Here is a 16,784-nt window from a genome sequence, read left to right on the forward strand (position 1 = left end):
ATATAAAAAAGTATGAAAATCTATAAAAATAATTATTTCAATAAAATTTGTTTTAGATATTAAAAAGTGCCAAAACCCTTGTGGTATAAGGGGTTTGGCACTTTTGTGTTTTTTATATTTTATCAAATAAACAACCCTAAAACTGCTCATTCTTCTCCCAAGATTCAACGATATAATGTGCAATCGTCGGATTGAAGCCTTTACCAACTAAAAACATAATCGCAGCAACTTCTGTTAATGCGTGTTCGTGTGATGTATGTTTTGCTTCATTTAAACCGTAATCTACCCATGGTTTTACGAAATCTAGTACAGGTTTCTTGAAAGGTAAAAATTGTGTACCGACAACTTGTTGAATTTGTGGTTGTGTTGGTTCAGTAATTGGTCCAGGTGGTAAGATTTGTGGTTGTGTAATGTCTAGTGTTGGTCCGGGCGGTAAAATTTGTGGTTGTGTTGGATCTATTGTTGGTGGTTTAGGTGGTGAGACACGTGCGTCGTAGTTTGGTTGATACATTTGTTGTTGATATTGCGGTTGTTGTGGCTGAGTTGTGTATGGGTTTTGTGGTGCTACATATGGATTTTGTGGATATTGTTGTTCTTGGTTTTGTGGTGCTACATATGGATTTTGTGGATATTGTTGTTCTTGGTTTTGTGGTATTACATATGGATTTTGAGGATATCGCTGTTCTTGATTTTGTGGTGCTGCATATGGATTTTGAGGATATTCATAATTTGGACGTGTGTCATATGGATTTTGTTGAAATTCAGTTTCTTGGTTTTGCGTTGTTGCATATGGGTTTTCGTCATGTTGTTGCTCTTGCTGTTGTAACTCTTGTTCTTCGTATTGTTCTGTGTATCTCTGTTCTTGTTGTTGAGGATACAATGGTTGCCTTGGATAAGGCGGTTGATTATTATAGAACATGTTTATTCCTCCTTCATGATGATGCCTACCACCTAGTGTATGGGCGGACAAGAAAATATGTGATGAAAAAATGCGGGCGTGTTACAATAAGTAACTGGGTGAAGATAAAATGACAAAACAAGAAAAAATTCAAAAAACAATTACTTTTGTAAAACATATTTTAGAAAAAGATGCGAGTGGGCATGATTGGTATCATATTGAACGTGTACATAAAATGGCGATTTCTTTATCTGAGCAAGAAGGTGGAAATCGTTTTATAATTGAAATGGCAGCATTACTTCACGATGTGGCAGATGAAAAGCTAAATGAAAGTGAAGAAGCAGGAATGAAAAAAGTTTCTGATTGGTTAGAAGAGCTACGTGTTGAAGAAGAGGAAAGTAAACATATTCTTCATATCATCGCCAATATGTCTTATAAAGGTGGCCATGGCGGCACAGTAGAGTCACTTGAAGGGAAAATTGTTCAAGATGCGGATCGTTTAGATGCTCTTGGTGCAATAGGAATTGCTCGTACATTTGCATATGGCGGGGCGAAAGGGAGATTAATGTATGACCCAACTATTCCGCCGCGTGAAGAAATGACGAAAGAAGAGTATAGAAAAAATAATGATCCATCTTTAAATCATTTTTATGAAAAACTTTTGAAATTAAAAGATTTAATGAATACGAATGCAGCAAAACAAGAGGCTGAAATTCGTCATCTTTATATGGAACAGTTTATTGAACAATTTATGAAAGAGTGGAATGCACAAATATGAAAATGTTAACTGTGGAGAACTTATCAAAATCATATGGAGAAAAGCCGTTATTTGATGGATTATCATGTAGTATTACAGAAGGACAACGTGTCGGAATTATTGGTGTAAACGGAACTGGTAAATCGACATTATTAAAAATTATTGCGGGATTAGAAACTCCTGATACAGGTGATATGACGCATTCACGTGGGTATACAATTAGTTATTTATCACAGCAACCAGAGTTTGATGAAAAACTGACAGTATTAGAGCAAGTGTTCCATGGCGATACACCTTTAATTCGTCTTCTTCGTGATTATGAAAAAGCACTATTAAATATTGAAAAAGATCCAAGTAATGAAAAAGTACAGGAACAATTATTTGCAGTGCAGCAACGTATGGATGCAATGAGTGCATGGGAAGCAAATGCAAATGCGAAATCTCTTTTAACGAAATTAGGAATTACGGACTTCACTGCAATTGTTGGGAATTTATCTGGTGGACAGAAAAAACGTATCGCAATGGCACAATGTTTTATTGAAACACCGGATTTATTAATTTTAGACGAGCCTACGAACCATCTTGACCACGAGACAGTTGAATGGTTAGAAGAATATTTAGCGAGATATACAGGTTCGGTATTACTTGTAACCCATGATCGTTATTTCTTAGATCGTGTGACGAATCGTATTTTTGAATTAGATAATGGTAAACTATATAGCTACGAAGGAAACTATAGTACATTTTTAGAAGCGAAAGCACTTCGTGAAGAGCAAGAATTGGCACAAGAATCGAAACGCCAAAATTTATATCGTCGTGAACTTGCTTGGATTCGTCGTGGTGCAAAAGCCCGTTCTACGAAACAAAAGGCGCGTATTCAGCGTTTTGATGAGCTAAAGGCACAAGAAGGACCAGCTGCAAAACAGTCAGTTGATATTGCACTAAGCGGAAGTCGTCTAGGAAAGAAAGTACTTGAGTTAAAAGATGTAACGAAAAAATTTGGCGATAAGACGGTATTACATAATTTTAATCATATTGTGAAACCGGGTGATCGTATCGGAATTATTGGGGCGAATGGAAGCGGGAAATCTTCCCTATTAAATATGCTTGCAGGTAAGTTATCTCCTGATAGTGGTGAAGTGGAAGTAGGGCAAACTGTAAAAGTTGCTTATTATACGCAAGAAAATGAAGAGATGAATTTAAATCAGCGTATGATTGAATACATTAAAGAGATTGCAGAAGTTATTCATACGACAGATGGAAAAGTAATTGGTGCATCTCAAATGTTAGAACGTTTCTTATTCCCGACTCATTCACATGGTACACCGCTTGGTAAACTATCTGGTGGTGAAAGAAGACGTTTATATTTATTACGTATTTTAATGGGAGAACCAAACGTACTTTTACTTGATGAACCTACGAATGATCTAGATACACAAACATTAACAGTACTAGAAGATTATTTAGAAGATTTCCCAGGTGTCGTTTTAACTGTATCGCATGACCGTTACTTCTTAGATAAAGTAGTAGATGAACTGTTCATCTTTACTGGCGGAGGCGAAGTGCGTGAGTTTCTAGGTAGTTATACAGATTATTTAGAAATGGAAAAAACGAGAGAACTTATGGAGAAAGCGGAAGTTCAAAAAGAGAAAAAAGTTGTAGAAGAAGCGCCAAAACAACAACGTAAACGTAAACTTTCATACAATGAACAGCGTGAATGGGAAACGATTGAAGATACAATTGCCGAACTTGAAGAGAAAATTGAGTCAATTGGAGAAGAACTTGCGAAAGTTGGATCTGACTTCACAAAGGCACAAGAATTATCTGAAGCACAGCAGAAAACAGAAGAAGAGCTAGAAAAAAAGATGGAAAGATGGAGTGAACTATCAGACATCGTTGAAGGATTAAAATAAAAACAAGCTGCATATATTGAAAAGTAAAGAGAAAAACTTTACACTATTGGTAGAACCTATTTTAGGAGGGGAAAAATGAGAACATCTAATCCAATGTTGAAAAAAGAGGCATTCCGTAAAGAGGGAGCAAGTGCTTCTGCGATGACGATTGGCGGAACAGTAGGCAAAACGTTCATTATGCTTATCTTGCTACTTGCAACGTCTGTCTATTCATACATACAGATGATGCAGGGGACGATGAAGATGCCAGTATTAATTGGTGCTTTAATCGTTGCGGCAATCATCGCATTTGCGTCTATGTTCTTCCCACGTATTTCACCTTTTGGTGCACCAATCTATGCAGCGGTAGAAGGGGTTGTGTTAGGAAGTATTTCAGCAGTTTATACAATGAAATTTGGCGATTCTATCGTTTTAAATGCTGTATTACTAACAATCTCAATTCTATTTGCAATGTTAGTGTTATATGCAACACGCGTAGTAAAAGTAACGGATAAATTCCGTACAGGCGTGATGGCAGCAACACTTGGAATTATGGTTATGTATTTAGTCGTATTCCTACTAAATATGTTTGGTGTAACTGTTCCATACATTCACCAAGGTGGTACAATCGGTATTATTATTAGTGCAGTTGTTATTGTAGTTGCTGCATTAAACTTATTACTAGATTTCGATTTAATCGAAAATGGTGTACGTAGTCAAGCTCCGAAATATATGGAGTGGTATACTGCGATGGGACTAATGCTTACATTAGTATGGTTATACTTAGAAATTCTTCGTTTCGTTTCTTACTTTACGAAAAATGACTAATAAAAAAATCCTGCATGAAAAATGCAGGATTTTTTTATTTTCAAAGATATATTGAATGTATGGTATAATATGGATGATAGCAACTTGAAGTGAAGGAGATGGAATATGATGAAAGAGAAGAAGGGGATTATGAAAAAACTATTTTCTAAAAGTTTTTTCATAGAACTAGATGAAGCTTTAACGTATCCATCATCAAAAGTTATTACTTCAGCGATTGAAGGATATGCAGCTGAATGCAATGAAAGACTAAAATTTGAGAGTAAAGTTAAACCGATTACTTTCTACTTAGAAAATGCAATGTACCGTGCTGAAATAAAGATGGCTCGCGGAGGATATTACATATCTTGTACTGAAGTGTAATAAATTTTGAAACCATACATGTTTGAACTATGTATGGTTTCTTTTTTTGTTTTGTAAGGTCTAAAATAATACTTTTTACTTACGGATATATCATTTTGTGCTTTTTACCATTCAAACATTTCTCCTTACAATGAAGAAAAACATGTGAGGTGGTATAACTTATGATGAATCGAGTTGTATTAATCGGTAGATTGACAAAGGAGCCAGAATTATACTACACAAAACAAGGCGTCGCTTATGCACGAATATGTGTTGCGGTGAATAGAGGATTTCGAAATAGTTTAGGTGAACAACAAGTCGATTTTATTAATTGTGTCATATGGCGCAAATCGGCTGAGAATGTAACTGAATATTGTAAAAAGGGATCACTCGTTGGGATTACAGGGCGTATTCAGACTAGTAATTACGATAATGAACAAGGCAAGAGAATATATAGAACTGAAGTTGTGATTGAGAGTATTACCTTTTTGGAGAGAAGGCGGGAGGGGGCATCGTAATAAAAGGTGATTTGAAGTAATAGCTTCGGAAAAAATTGTGGAAAGTATTTTAATAAACTTAAAGAGGGGATACCGCCAGCTTTTTTGAAAAAACAAGTAAAGAGTATACAAAATTTTATAACGTTTTTTGGCTAATCCAGTAACAAACGAGAACCGTAAAACCCATCACAGGATAGGAATGTATAAAAAGATGAATCGAGTGATAGAAAATAAAAAAGGGATTCCTTCTGAGAGTAAGGAATCCTCCTTTTTGTTGCTACCGATAATAGGACGTTATGTTAATTAGAAATGTATACGATATTCATAAAATCCGAACTGTTCAATTTGTTAAAAAAAACTATAGTTGAAATTCTTTCTTTATAATTTCAGCTACTTCTGTAGCATTTAAATTCGTATTATTGATCCTTATATAATTTTTCTCTGTAATTTCTCCTTCTCTTGAATTTAATCTAAAATTTTCAAATGTGCTTAATAAATTTTGTTCAGATTGTTCAATCTTTCTTTTCGTTGGCTTATGTTCAAGTCGATGAGGTGTTTTATTTCGTTGAAGTCTTTCTTCTACATCAGCTTCTAATTCAACAAAATAAATATCAACCCCTTGGGAACGAAAAATATTACATATACTTTCAACATCATCCCAATCTTTCTTTTCATTAAACGCCCATACGTATGTAAAAATCATTCCATAATGTTCACTCTTTGAAAATGATTGAAATATTTCCTTTCGAAAAAGATGTGTTAATCGCCACATTTCCGAAGAGAATCCATACAATGGCTCCAATAAATCAATTGTCATATGGTTATGAAATAATTTTAAATCAGTCATCTTTGCTAGTTCTTGTCCAACTGTCATTTTCCCAACTGCTTGTGGCCCAAATATCAAAACAAACTTTTTCATCGAATTCCCTCCAAAAAATAATAAGACATTAATTACAAAATAAGAGATTCTGTAAATGTATCACAATCAAAATATTTTGTAGAATCTATATACTTTTCTGCCTTTTGTATTTATAAAAATAGTTGTCTTCCAATAACGAAAATTATGTAAATAAGCTATCCATATGGATAGCTTAATATATTTTTTTGCTTAGCGTGTTTTTTTTTTATACTGGTGGTACCTCAAGAAATGGATAAAAAATAAAAATCATCGGAAACGAAAGCTTTTAAAATCCCGTTCCTAATTTAAAATGTAAAAAGAATGAAATAGTATGGTAGCGGGAAGAAAGTAGTAAAATTAAGCATCCCAGTAGGAGTATAGAGTGATAACATGTTACAATACAGCTAAGAACACGCAATAAAGGAGAGTTTTTTACGTGAAGATTAAAGCAATTGAACCGACGCCAAGTCCAAATACAATGAAAGTTATTTTGAATGAAGTATTACCATCAGGAGCACGTAATAATTATACAAATGAAAATAAAGAACAAGCACCAATGCAAGTGCAAGAAATTTTGAAAATTGAAGGCATTAAAGGTGTATATCATGTAGCCGACTTTTTAGCAGTGGAGCGAAATGCGAAGTATGACTGGAAAGTTTTATTACAACAAGTTCGTGCTGTTTTCGGCGAAGAAGTATTGGAAGAAAGTGAAGAACAACAACTGTCTCATTTTGGAGAAGTGAAAGTGTTTGTTCAAATGTTCTTTACAATTCCAATGCAAGTAAAGTTAACAGATGGAACATCGGAAGAACGTGTTGGCTTACCAGATCGTTTTAAAGAATCAATTATGAAAGTGCAAATGTCTGCACCAAACGTTGTAAAAGAGCGTAAATGGGTAGAACAAAGTACACGTTACGGTAATTTTGAAGAAATTGGGAAAGAAGTAGTGGAAGAGATTGTTGCTGCTTATTCAGAAGAACGTGTAAATGAAACGGTTAAAGAATTATTAAATCAAGCAGGTGCTGTTGAAGTAACGATTCAAAAGCGTGAGCCATATAAAGTAACAGAAGAGATGATGAAAGATTCTGACTGGAAAAATCGTTTTGCAGCATTAGAACAAATGGATCCTACTGAAGAAGATATTCCAGTGTTGAAGATGGCGTTAGATGATGAAAAAGTTTCAATACGCCGTTTAGCAACAGCTTATTTAGGTATGGTAAAAGGTGATGAAGTATTACCGTTATTATATAAAGCTTTGTTAGATCGCTCTGTAAGTGTTCGCCGTACTGCAGGAGATTGTTTATCAGATGTAGGTGATCCGGCAGCGATGTTCGTTATGATTAAATCTCTGAAAGATCCAAGTAAATTAGTACGCTGGCGTGCAGCGATGTTCTTATTTGAACTTGGAGATGAAAGTGCGATTCCAGCATTAAAAGCAGCGCAAGATGATCCAGAGTTTGAAGTAGCCATGCAAGCACGTCTAGCATTAGAGCGTATTGAAGGCGGAGAAGAAGCAAAAGGTTCTGTATGGAAACAAATGACGGAGTCTCGTAAAGGGGAATAATGTATGATTGTTTTCTATGATAGTTGGTGTCCGATGTGTACGGCCGTTGCAGAACGTACGAAAAAATTAGATAAAAAGGGTAAGATGAAATTTGTTTCATTTCGAAATGAAGATGTAGTTGAGAAGTATGAGCTTTCTCAAGAACTACAAAGTAAGATGGAACAAAGACTGTATATTTTTAAAAATAATAAGTGGTATGACGGTATTCAGAGCATAGATGTATTAGCAAAGGTCGTTCCATCTTATTGGTTTGCAGTTCCTTTTATAAAGCTATCTATCGTACTTGGTTTTGGAAGTAAAGTATACGATTATATCGCTAATAATAGAAAACTTGTTCCAGTGGGACATTGCCGCGGTGGGGTTTGTGAAATCCCTACAAAAAAATGAAATCATCGTTATCTTTCTTTTGCACCTATTAATAGAGCGTGATATGATGAATTTGGAATGAAAGTTGAAGGAGAGATTACAAGATGTCAAATGCTTATGAAGAATACATGCGCCAAATGGTAATCCCAATGCGCCAAGAGTTAGTGCGTTCTGGGTTTGAAGAGTTAACTACAGAAGAAGCTGTAACAGAATTTATGGAAAATACATCAGGTACAACTTTAGTAGTTGTAAACTCTGTTTGTGGTTGTGCAGCTGGTTTAGCACGTCCATCAGCAGGTCAAGCGGTTGTTCGTGCTGAAAAACAACCTGATCATCTTGTAACTGTATTCGCAGGTCAAGATAAAGATGCTACTGCAAAAATGCGTGAATACTTCGGAGAAATTCCTCCATCTTCACCATCTATGGCATTATTAAAAGGAAAAGAAGTTGTTCACTTTATTCACCGTCATGAAATTGAAGGTGCAACTATGGACGAAATTATTACGAACTTAGAACAAGCTTTCGAAAAGAATTGCTAAAGAAGGGGGAGAGTAAATCTCCCTCTTTTCTTTATATAGAGGTGAAACAATGATCGTAACAACAGCAGGAAGAACGAACAAAGAAATGACAGATTATGCAAACGAGGTAGCAGCAGAATTAAATGCTTCTTTCGTTAAACGTAATGACATACCGGTACATAAGCTACATGAGCAGTATGAACAAGATGTGCTTGTCGTAGGGAAGAACCGATTAGCTATTTATCCAAAAGGTACGGAAGAATCGTTTTTCTTTCATCCGAACTCAGCGATGTTTCGTGTGAAAAGGTTAATGCGTGGAGAACACGATCCGTTTGTACAAGCCACGCAATTAGAGAGAGGAATGACAGTGTTAGATTGTACGCTCGGGATGGCATCAGATAGTATTGTAGCTAGTTATGTTGTTGGGGAAAGCGGAAAAGTAACAGGACTTGAAGGCAATGAGTATATGGCTTATATTATGGAAAATGGTTTGAAAACATGGTCTTCATCTGTTTCTGAAATTGATGAAGCAATGCAAAGAATCCAAGTAAAGCAAACGGAGCATTTTTCATTTTTAGCGCAATGTGAAGACAATAGTTACGATGTCGTTTACCTTGATCCGATGTTTGAAGAAACTGTCATAGAATCCGATGGAATTAAAGGATTAAAACACTTCGCTTTGTATCATGATATTACTGACGAAACAATTGCGGAGGCAAAACGAGTGGCGAGAAAACGTGTCGTTTTAAAAGATCATTTTCGTAGTTCTAGATTTGAAAAACACAATTTTTATGTATACAAAAGAAAAAGTGCTAAGTTTCACTTTGGTGTAATTGACCCTTGCTAATTGTTTGAAAAGATGTATAATAAGCAATAATTAATTAAATATACTGTCTGTGATGAAGAGAGTAGTCTTTTTTAGAAGGAAAGCGAGCTAGGGATGGTGTGAGCCTAGTACGGAAGAAAAAGATGAAGCGCACTTCGGAGATGCTTCTTGAACGAATAGTAGAGAAAGCCGAGGCCCCCTGTCCTCGTTATAAACGGGAAAGTGGTTCGTAACGAACAACAAGGGTGGTACCACGGGTTAAAACTCGTCTCTTTTTTAGAGACGAGTTTTTTGTGTTTTAAAAAATAAGGAGGTTGTATCATGGATTATAAAATGCAGTTTGCGGAAAGTTTATCTAATATTTTCACGAATGAATTAACGCAAAAACAAATTTTAGATTTAATTGAAACACCGAAACAAGATGAATTTGGAGATGCAGCGTTCCCATGCTTTTCATTAGCGAAGCAATATAAAAAAGCACCAGCTCTTATCGCAAAGGAAGTTGCTGAGAAATTCAATGATCCGTTTTTTACGAAAGTAGAAGCCGTTGGTCCTTATGTAAATGTATTTTTCAATCGTGAAACTGTAAGTGATGCAGTATTAAAAACAGTTTTAGCGGAGAAAGAAGAGTTCGGTCAAAACCACTTTGGCTGTGAAAAAACAGTAGTAATTGATTATTCCTCTCCTAATATCGCGAAACCTTTTTCGATGGGGCATTTACGTTCTACAATGATAGGAAATTCGCTGAAACATATCGCTGAAAAATGTGGCTATGAAGTTGTAGGGATTAATTATATAGGAGATTGGGGAACACAGTTTGGAAAGTTAATTACGGCTTATAAAAAATGGGGAAATGAAGCAGTAGTTAAAGAAGATCCAATACGTGAGCTATTTAAGTTATATGTCCAATTCCATGAAGAGGTAAAAGACGACGAAGAACTAGAAGAAGAAGGACGTGCTTGGTTTAAGAAACTAGAAGAAGGTGATGAAGAAGCGGTAGAACTTTGGAATTGGTTTCGTCATGAGTCCCTTAAAGAATTTTCTCGCATTTATGAACTTCTCGGCGTAGAATTTACTAATTTTCAGGGAGAAGCATTTTATAATAATTTAATGGAAGATTTTATTGGGATTTTAGAAGAACATGAGTTGCTTGAACAATCAGAAGGTGCATTAGTCGTTAATTTAGAAGAAGAAGGAATGCCGCCTTGTTTAATTAGAAAATCAGATGGTGCGACGATTTATGCAACGCGTGACTTAACGGCAGCTTTATATCGTCAAAACACTTATGGGTTTGATAAAGCGCTATATGTTGTTGGTCCAGAACAAAGCTTACATTTCAATCAATTTTTCACCGTATTAAAAAAACTTGGCTATACTTGGGTTGATGGTATGGAACACGTACCGTTTGGCTTCATTTTAAAAGATGGTAAGAAAATGTCGACACGTAAAGGAAGAGTTATTTTACTTGAAGAAGTACTCGAAGAAGCAATCGAACTTGCAAAACAAAATATTGAAGAGAAAAATCCAAACTTAAAACAGAAAGAAGAAGTAGCAAGGCAAGTCGGTGTTGGTGCAGTCATCTTCCACGATTTAAAAAATGAGCGTATGCATAATATCGAATTCTCATTAGAAAATATGCTGAAATTTGAAGGAGAAACAGGACCTTACGTACAGTACACACATGCACGTGCTTGTTCTATTTTAAGAAAAGAAAGTGTAGAATTTGAAACATGTACATTTGCTTTAAAAGACGATCATAGCTGGAGTGTCGTAAAATTACTAAATAAATTCCCGCAAATAATTGAAGCAGCTTTCAATAAAAATGAGCCATCGATTATTTCGAAATATATATTAGATGTAGCACAATCATTCAATAAATATTACGGTAATGTTCGTATATTAGAAGAGAGCAAAGAAAAAGACAGCAGACTCGCATTGGTTTATGCTGTGACGGTTGTATTAAAAGAAGGATTACGTTTACTTGGGGTGGAGGCACCTGAGGAAATGTAACATAGTAGTAAACTGACAAACTGGGTCTAGTATAAACCTGGTTTGTTTTTTTATTGGATATATATTTTTTTTGCAAAATCAATTAAAATCTTTTTAGAGAGGGTGATTCATATTGATTCGAACTTTTATTTTACAAATTCCTTGTCATAGAAGATTAGATAGGAGTTTTTTTAAACTACAAAAGTACATACCTTTATGTGCGCGTTGTACAGGCATGCTTATTGGTATTTTAATGTTTCCAATTTATTTTTATATGACACCTTCATTTCTTTTGGCAATCATACTATCATTTTTCGCTCAAATTCCGTTACTTATCGATGGGTTCACCCAAAAGTGGAAATGGAGAAGTAGCTCAAATTTGCTAAGAATAACTACTGGTGTATTAAGCGGTAATGGTATGGGATTATTCATTTCCTCTAGTGTTATATGGATATTATCTTAAGATATATAGTAATGGAGGTATTTACATAGATGTTCTGGATTTACTTAATTCTAATTTTTATTTCAGGCGGAAGTGGAATTGGTTTTATGATTCAAAATAAGTATACAGAAGCAATAATAGCTTTTGTTATTTGTATACTATTGTTTGGGCTACTGTATTATTATCTTAAAAGAAACAAAAGAAAGAGAAAAGCAGATTGTGACGATTTAGACTGTACGGATTGTTTTGATTGTGATTGTACTTGTTAAATTTTTCTTCCAAATAAAAAGCTAGTGTATTATTAAAAATACGCTAGCTTTTTTGCTTTGAAATTTTAAGAAAAGTGTAGGAATACGGCTATTATATAGAGAACTTTAGTTTTGTATATAAAAGGAGGCGTTAGATGTTGGAAACGTATGATTGGAACAATAAACTAACATATTTAAAAAACACGAGAGATTTATATTACAACGACGATTATGTAAGCTTTTTAGTAAATACAGTTTGGAAGATTACTAAGCCTGTACATATCGTTGATTACGGTTGTGGATATGGTTATTTAGGATTAGTATTAATGCCATTGCTCCCAGAAGGTTCAAAGTATACAGGTATTGATAGTGGAGAAACATTATTAGCTGAAGCCAGAGAGTTGTTTCGTTTACTTCCGTATGATTCAGAATTTCTTGAAGGAGATGCTACAGAAATTGAACTGAACGATAAATACGATATAGCAATCTGTCATGCTTTCTTATTACATATGACTACTCCAGAAACAATGCTAGAAAAAATGATACATTCAGTTAAAAAGGGTGGAAAAATAATCTGTTTTGAACCACATTGGATTTCTAATATGGCTTCTTATTTACTAGATGGGGAGAAACAATCGGAATTTATTCAGCTAGGTGTTTTGCAGAAATTATTTGAAAGTGATACGCAAAGAAATGGTAAAGATGGCAATATAGGCATGAAAATACCGATATATTTAAGTGAATTAGGTGTGAAAAATATTGAATGTAGAGTAAGCGATAAAGTGAACTTTTTAGATTCAAATATGCATCACAATGATAAAAACGATTTGTATCAATCATTAAAAGAAGAGGGGATTGCAGGTGATCCGGGCGATAAGCAACAATTTGTAGAACGTTTAATAGCCAGAGGATTAACATATGATAATGCGCTAGCTCAATATGAAGCTGAACTACGATTTTTTAACATATTTCATGTGTATTCTTCTTTTGTATACGCTCCTAATATGAAAATTACATTTGGTAACATAGTTTGTTAAAAGGTATGATGTATAAGGATTGTCGTTTAATGTCGATAAGTCGATATTCGACATATAATCGCTGATAAATGTTAAGAATCGGTCGATATAATTTGAAAATCGCCGATAAAATGAAAGAATCGCTGATATATTTGAATTATCGCCGATATAATTTTATGTACTAATTTCAGCTTCTACAAGATAAAAACCGCATGTTACGTTATTCCATATAATTAAACAAAATACGGAGAAAAACAATCGTTTTTACTATATTTTGTTATAAATTTGAATAATATTAATTAATACCATTCATTTTAAGAGATTTTAGTTGAATACATACTATATGGTGTGTAAAATCTAAGCAAGTAGCAGTTTAAATATAAATTCGAGGTGAATGCATGCTAGATTTTAAGCAATTAGAAACTTGTTTAAAAGACAAGAGATTTGTAGATGGATTACAGGAAATAAATAATGAAATTGCATATATAAAAGAAACGAATACTTTATCCTATGTGAAGAATTGGCTTGCCAATATTCCTTCGCATAAGGAGTTCGATATATTAATTCGCCTTACTGATGAAGGGCTTATGCACCAATACAGTTCATTCCTCATTCGTTACGCTTATAAAAAATTCCCAAATATGAGAACGCTCTCTTTATATTGTGATGAGTTAATTGATGAGCGGAAAATTCTTGAAGCAGAGCAGTTGTTAAAATCTTCTTTAGAAGAGTTAAGTAAAGAAGAAATAGATGCAGATTTTTTAGCGAAAACATATTTTACGTTAGTACGATGTCTTTTAGAAATGAAACGAAACGAAGAAGCGTTAATGTATATGCAAAAAGCAGAGGAGTACAGTGCGCGCGCAGTGTTTGATAAATGGGGCTACGTTTATATGCATACAGGTGAATGGGAGAAAGCGGAAGAACAATTTATTGCTGGCATGCAGCATGAAGATTGTGAAGAGTTATCTACCTATTTATTATCACAATTGTATGCGAATAAAGGAGAACAAAAACGCGCGATACAGTTAATCGATGATGCGATTGTAAAATTCCCACAAGTACCATATTTTCATTTTGAGAAGATAAAGTATTTATTAGATTTAGAGCAATATGAAGAGATGTTAGCGGTAATAGATAACATAAATACTCAGCTGCCATATCATGCCTATAATACTTACTTTGTACATTTACGTGCAGAAGCACTGTACAAAATGAATAAATTTGCAGATTTACAAAAACTATTAAAAGAAGAAAAGAGTTTAAAAGAATCTTTATATCATAATTTAGAAAAAAATCCGGATGGAAAAAAGGTTCACTTGCCGATAGTTCCAATTGTACAAAAGGATAATTATTGTGTTCCGACAAGTTTAGAGATGATGTTGCGTATATGGGGAGAGAAACGTACACAAGATGAAATAGCAGAGTTTATTTTTGATATGACAGGATCGAAGTTTTCAGATACTGTTTCTTATTTAGAAGAATTAGGTTATGAATATCGTTATTTTAAAGGGAACGAAGAGAATTATAAGAGACTGATTGACGAAGGAATTCCTGTTTTATTAAGTATAGATATTGAGCATGCTTCACACGTACAAGTTCTATCTGGATATGATGATACATTGCAAGCTTTCTATGTTCAAGATCCAAACTTTATAGAACCAGTTCTTGTGGAATATAGTAAATTACAAGAAAAATATCGTTATACAGGCTGTTTAGCAATCACGTTTGTTCCGAAAGAAAAGAAGGAGCAACTAGCGTTTCTAAGTGAGGAAGAAAATCGTTACTTTAAATCTATTTTTTCTCTTACGGATCATTTAGATGAACATGACAAAGAGGGAATTAGTAACTTAGTACAATTTTTAAAAGAAACGAGTGATAATCCAAATACGTGGTTATATACGATAAAGCACTTAGATGTTGAAGTAGATAAAAAATTTATTTTATATTGTATCGATAAGTTAATGGAAAAGTTTCCGAACTCGGACTTTGTTAAATTGCATGGTGCACAATGTTTTATTCGTCTTCAAGAAGTAGAGAAAGCGGAGCAAATGCTGACAAGCGTTGAGAAGAAAAATAATCGTGCTTTATATCATTTAATAAACGGAAGATATGCGTTTGAACAGGAAAGTTATCTAGAAGCGATTTCAAGCTTTCGTTTATCGTTACAATTAGACGCAGATCAGCCTATTGCTTGGAGTTTTCTCGCTTTATCCTATATGTATATTGATCAATCTGAAAAAGCATTGCAATACTCTCAAGTTGCGTTAGAGCGTAGTCCTGAAAGGTTCACTTTAACAAATCACGGTTTAATATTAATAGATTTAGAAAGATATGAAGAAGCATATGAAATCTTTAATGACTTGTTAAAAGAGTACAAATATGAAGCGCATGTATGGTATGAACGAGCGAGATGTGCACATCAACTAGGGAAATTATATTTAGCAATAAAAGGGCTTAAAGTAGCGATTCATTTGGATAGTAATGCACCTTACATTTATACGAAACTTTCGGAAATATACGAATCTGATTTGAAGGATGAGGAAAGTGCGAAAGAAATTTTATTAAACGGTATTGAGAATTGTGATGATAAAGCACCTCTTTACGTAAAATTAGGTGATTATCATTTTCAAAATGATAGCTTGGAAGAAGCAGAAGTATTGTATAAGCGTGCTTTAGAAGAAAATGATGAGGATGTTTATTCTCACTTCGGACTTACACAAGTTTATATGGCAAGAGAACAATATAAGGAAGCAAAAGAATATATACTTGGTCTTGAGAAGCAAATTGAAAAGAGCCAAGATTTCCTCATGAATGCAGGAATGGTTTTATGGGATGCTGAAATTGAACTTGGTGGAAATGAAGAAGGGTTTAAAGTAGCACTATCTAAGTTAGAAAGTGGTATAAAGAAAAGTGATTATAATGTAGCAAGTGCGTTAGATGAATATGTGAATCGAATTAAAGGAACGGCATTTGTACAACGAGGTATAGCATTTTTAAGAACGTTACACAAAGAAAGAAATGAAGTAAGTGAGTACGGTTGTTATGCAGGTATTTTATATGAATCTATTGGACAGTACGGCCAAGCGATGAAAAGATATAATAAGGCGATAGAACAAATGGAAACGGCATTACCGTATTACCGAATTGGTGAAACACTTATGGCATTAGGGCAATTGACGGAAGCAAAACAAGCGTATGAAACATGTTTAGAGCTTGATGGGAATTTCGTAGGTGTACATTTACAGCTTGCGGAAATATACGAAAAAGAAGAAAACCGTTCTAAAGAACAAAGTCATATGGTTCAGGCGATGAAAGAAGAGCCGTTGCATATTAATATGGAGGGTGTTGCAAAACTAAAATAAACATGCAATGTTATGAATCAGAAAAACTAGCTGAACATGCAATAGATAGCGATTTTGACCATACCAACGTGGCTGTTCCAACCCTTTATCTTTGAGTTTACTAAACTGTTGTTCAATTTTCCTACGTTCTTTCATCAATTGTTTACCAAAGATAGTTTGTATAAAATGAGATAATACACGACGATGTGTACTCTTATTTTGTTCACCATTCCTAGGATTGATTGGATTCATGGCAAAGATGTTACATGTTCGTGCAATTTCATAAATACGTTGACTATCGTAAGCAGCATCTGCAACGGAAAATAACACATTTTGATCTTTTATATCCTGAAGCAATACAG

General features: G+C 34.3%; 16 protein-coding genes, 1 pseudogene and 1 other annotated feature. Of the genes and pseudogenes, 14 read left to right on the forward strand and 3 right to left on the reverse strand.

Going from position 1 to position 16,784, the window contains the following annotated elements; translation table 11 throughout:
* Positions 1-136 precede the first annotated feature (136 nt).
* Positions 137-919 carry a hypothetical protein gene (locus V6946_RS10990; RefSeq protein ID WP_366982232.1) on the reverse strand — a complete coding sequence of 261 codons (783 nt, stop codon included), beginning with the start codon at positions 917-919 and terminating at the stop codon, positions 137-139.
* Positions 920-1,028: 109 nt separating this feature from the next.
* Between V6946_RS10990 and V6946_RS10995 the strand changes: the two genes are divergently transcribed.
* The 5 genes from V6946_RS10995 to V6946_RS11015 all read left to right on the forward strand — a co-directional run bounded on the left by V6946_RS10995 (position 1,029) and on the right by V6946_RS11015 (position 5,232).
* Positions 1,029-1,676, forward strand: a complete 648-nt coding sequence (locus V6946_RS10995) for an HD domain-containing protein (RefSeq protein ID WP_000165965.1) — start codon at positions 1,029-1,031, stop codon at positions 1,674-1,676.
* Positions 1,673-3,568 (forward strand): ABC-F family ATP-binding cassette domain-containing protein, encoded by a 1,896-nt coding sequence (locus tag V6946_RS11000; RefSeq protein WP_000783169.1) that lies wholly within the window; start codon positions 1,673-1,675, stop codon positions 3,566-3,568. The genes V6946_RS10995 and V6946_RS11000 overlap by 4 nt, the downstream gene beginning before the upstream one ends.
* Positions 3,569-3,643: 75 nt before the next feature.
* Positions 3,644-4,375, forward strand: a complete 732-nt coding sequence (locus V6946_RS11005; RefSeq protein WP_001260655.1) for a Bax inhibitor-1/YccA family protein — start codon at positions 3,644-3,646, stop codon at positions 4,373-4,375.
* A 105-nt stretch (positions 4,376-4,480) separates the two neighbouring features.
* Positions 4,481-4,735, forward strand: a complete 255-nt coding sequence (locus V6946_RS11010) for a DUF4318 domain-containing protein (RefSeq protein WP_000975137.1) — start codon at positions 4,481-4,483, stop codon at positions 4,733-4,735.
* A gap of 161 nt (positions 4,736-4,896) precedes the next feature.
* Positions 4,897-5,232 carry a single-stranded DNA-binding protein gene (locus V6946_RS11015; RefSeq protein WP_006922711.1) on the forward strand — a complete coding sequence of 112 codons (336 nt, stop codon included), beginning with the start codon at positions 4,897-4,899 and terminating at the stop codon, positions 5,230-5,232.
* 337 nt (positions 5,233-5,569) lie between these two features.
* Here the strand turns inward: V6946_RS11015 and V6946_RS11020 are convergent, their stop codons facing one another.
* Positions 5,570-6,130, reverse strand: a complete 561-nt coding sequence (locus tag V6946_RS11020; RefSeq protein ID WP_000714950.1) for an AAA family ATPase — start codon at positions 6,128-6,130, stop codon at positions 5,570-5,572.
* A gap of 415 nt (positions 6,131-6,545) precedes the next feature.
* Here V6946_RS11020 and V6946_RS11025 point away from each other — a divergent pair, with 415 nt between their 5' ends.
* The 9 genes and pseudogenes from V6946_RS11025 to V6946_RS11065 form a co-directional block, all read left to right on the forward strand.
* Positions 6,546-7,673: a virulence factor gene (locus V6946_RS11025; protein WP_000692566.1), complete on the forward strand. Its 1,128-nt coding sequence runs from the start codon at positions 6,546-6,548 to the stop codon at positions 7,671-7,673.
* Positions 7,674-7,676: 3 nt separating this feature from the next.
* The gene (locus V6946_RS11030) at positions 7,677-8,060 is read left to right on the forward strand and encodes a DCC1-like thiol-disulfide oxidoreductase family protein (protein WP_366982231.1); all 384 of its coding nucleotides are present in this window, start codon (positions 7,677-7,679) and stop codon (positions 8,058-8,060) included.
* Between the two features lie 83 nt (positions 8,061-8,143).
* Complete coding sequence (locus V6946_RS11035; protein WP_000063706.1) at positions 8,144-8,578, forward strand: BrxA/BrxB family bacilliredoxin; 435 nt, start codon at positions 8,144-8,146, stop codon at positions 8,576-8,578.
* Between the two features lie 49 nt (positions 8,579-8,627).
* Positions 8,628-9,404 (forward strand): class I SAM-dependent methyltransferase, encoded by a 777-nt coding sequence (locus V6946_RS11040; RefSeq protein ID WP_000637459.1) that lies wholly within the window; start codon positions 8,628-8,630, stop codon positions 9,402-9,404.
* A 40-nt stretch (positions 9,405-9,444) separates the two neighbouring features.
* Positions 9,445-9,659: a binding site (T-box leader), on the forward strand.
* 45 nt (positions 9,660-9,704) lie between these two features.
* Positions 9,705-11,393 carry an arginine--tRNA ligase gene (gene argS, locus V6946_RS11045; protein ID WP_006922712.1) on the forward strand — a complete coding sequence of 563 codons (1,689 nt, stop codon included), beginning with the start codon at positions 9,705-9,707 and terminating at the stop codon, positions 11,391-11,393.
* Positions 11,394-11,505: 112 nt separating this feature from the next.
* Positions 11,506-11,835, forward strand: a complete 330-nt coding sequence (locus V6946_RS11050; RefSeq protein WP_000621475.1) for a DUF2085 domain-containing protein — start codon at positions 11,506-11,508, stop codon at positions 11,833-11,835.
* 29 nt (positions 11,836-11,864) lie between these two features.
* Positions 11,865-12,083 (forward strand): hypothetical protein, encoded by a 219-nt coding sequence (locus V6946_RS11055; RefSeq protein ID WP_000498601.1) that lies wholly within the window; start codon positions 11,865-11,867, stop codon positions 12,081-12,083.
* A gap of 137 nt (positions 12,084-12,220) precedes the next feature.
* The gene (locus V6946_RS11060; RefSeq protein ID WP_033692535.1) at positions 12,221-13,099 is read left to right on the forward strand and encodes a class I SAM-dependent methyltransferase; all 879 of its coding nucleotides are present in this window, start codon (positions 12,221-12,223) and stop codon (positions 13,097-13,099) included.
* Positions 13,100-13,476: 377 nt separating this feature from the next.
* A pseudogene (locus V6946_RS11065) lies at positions 13,477-16,437 on the forward strand (C39 family peptidase); the annotation flags it as partial.
* Here V6946_RS11065 and V6946_RS11070 read toward each other — a convergent pair.
* The coding region (locus V6946_RS11070; protein WP_406622056.1) for a transposase at positions 16,435-16,784 on the reverse strand (350 nt) is incomplete at its 5' end. The pseudogene V6946_RS11065 and the gene V6946_RS11070 sit on opposite strands and share 3 nt — an antisense overlap.

Source organism: Bacillus sp. PPSBB_2 (genome assembly GCF_045291115.1).
Lineage (GTDB): Bacteria > Bacillota > Bacilli > Bacillales > Bacillaceae_G > Bacillus_A > Bacillus_A cereus.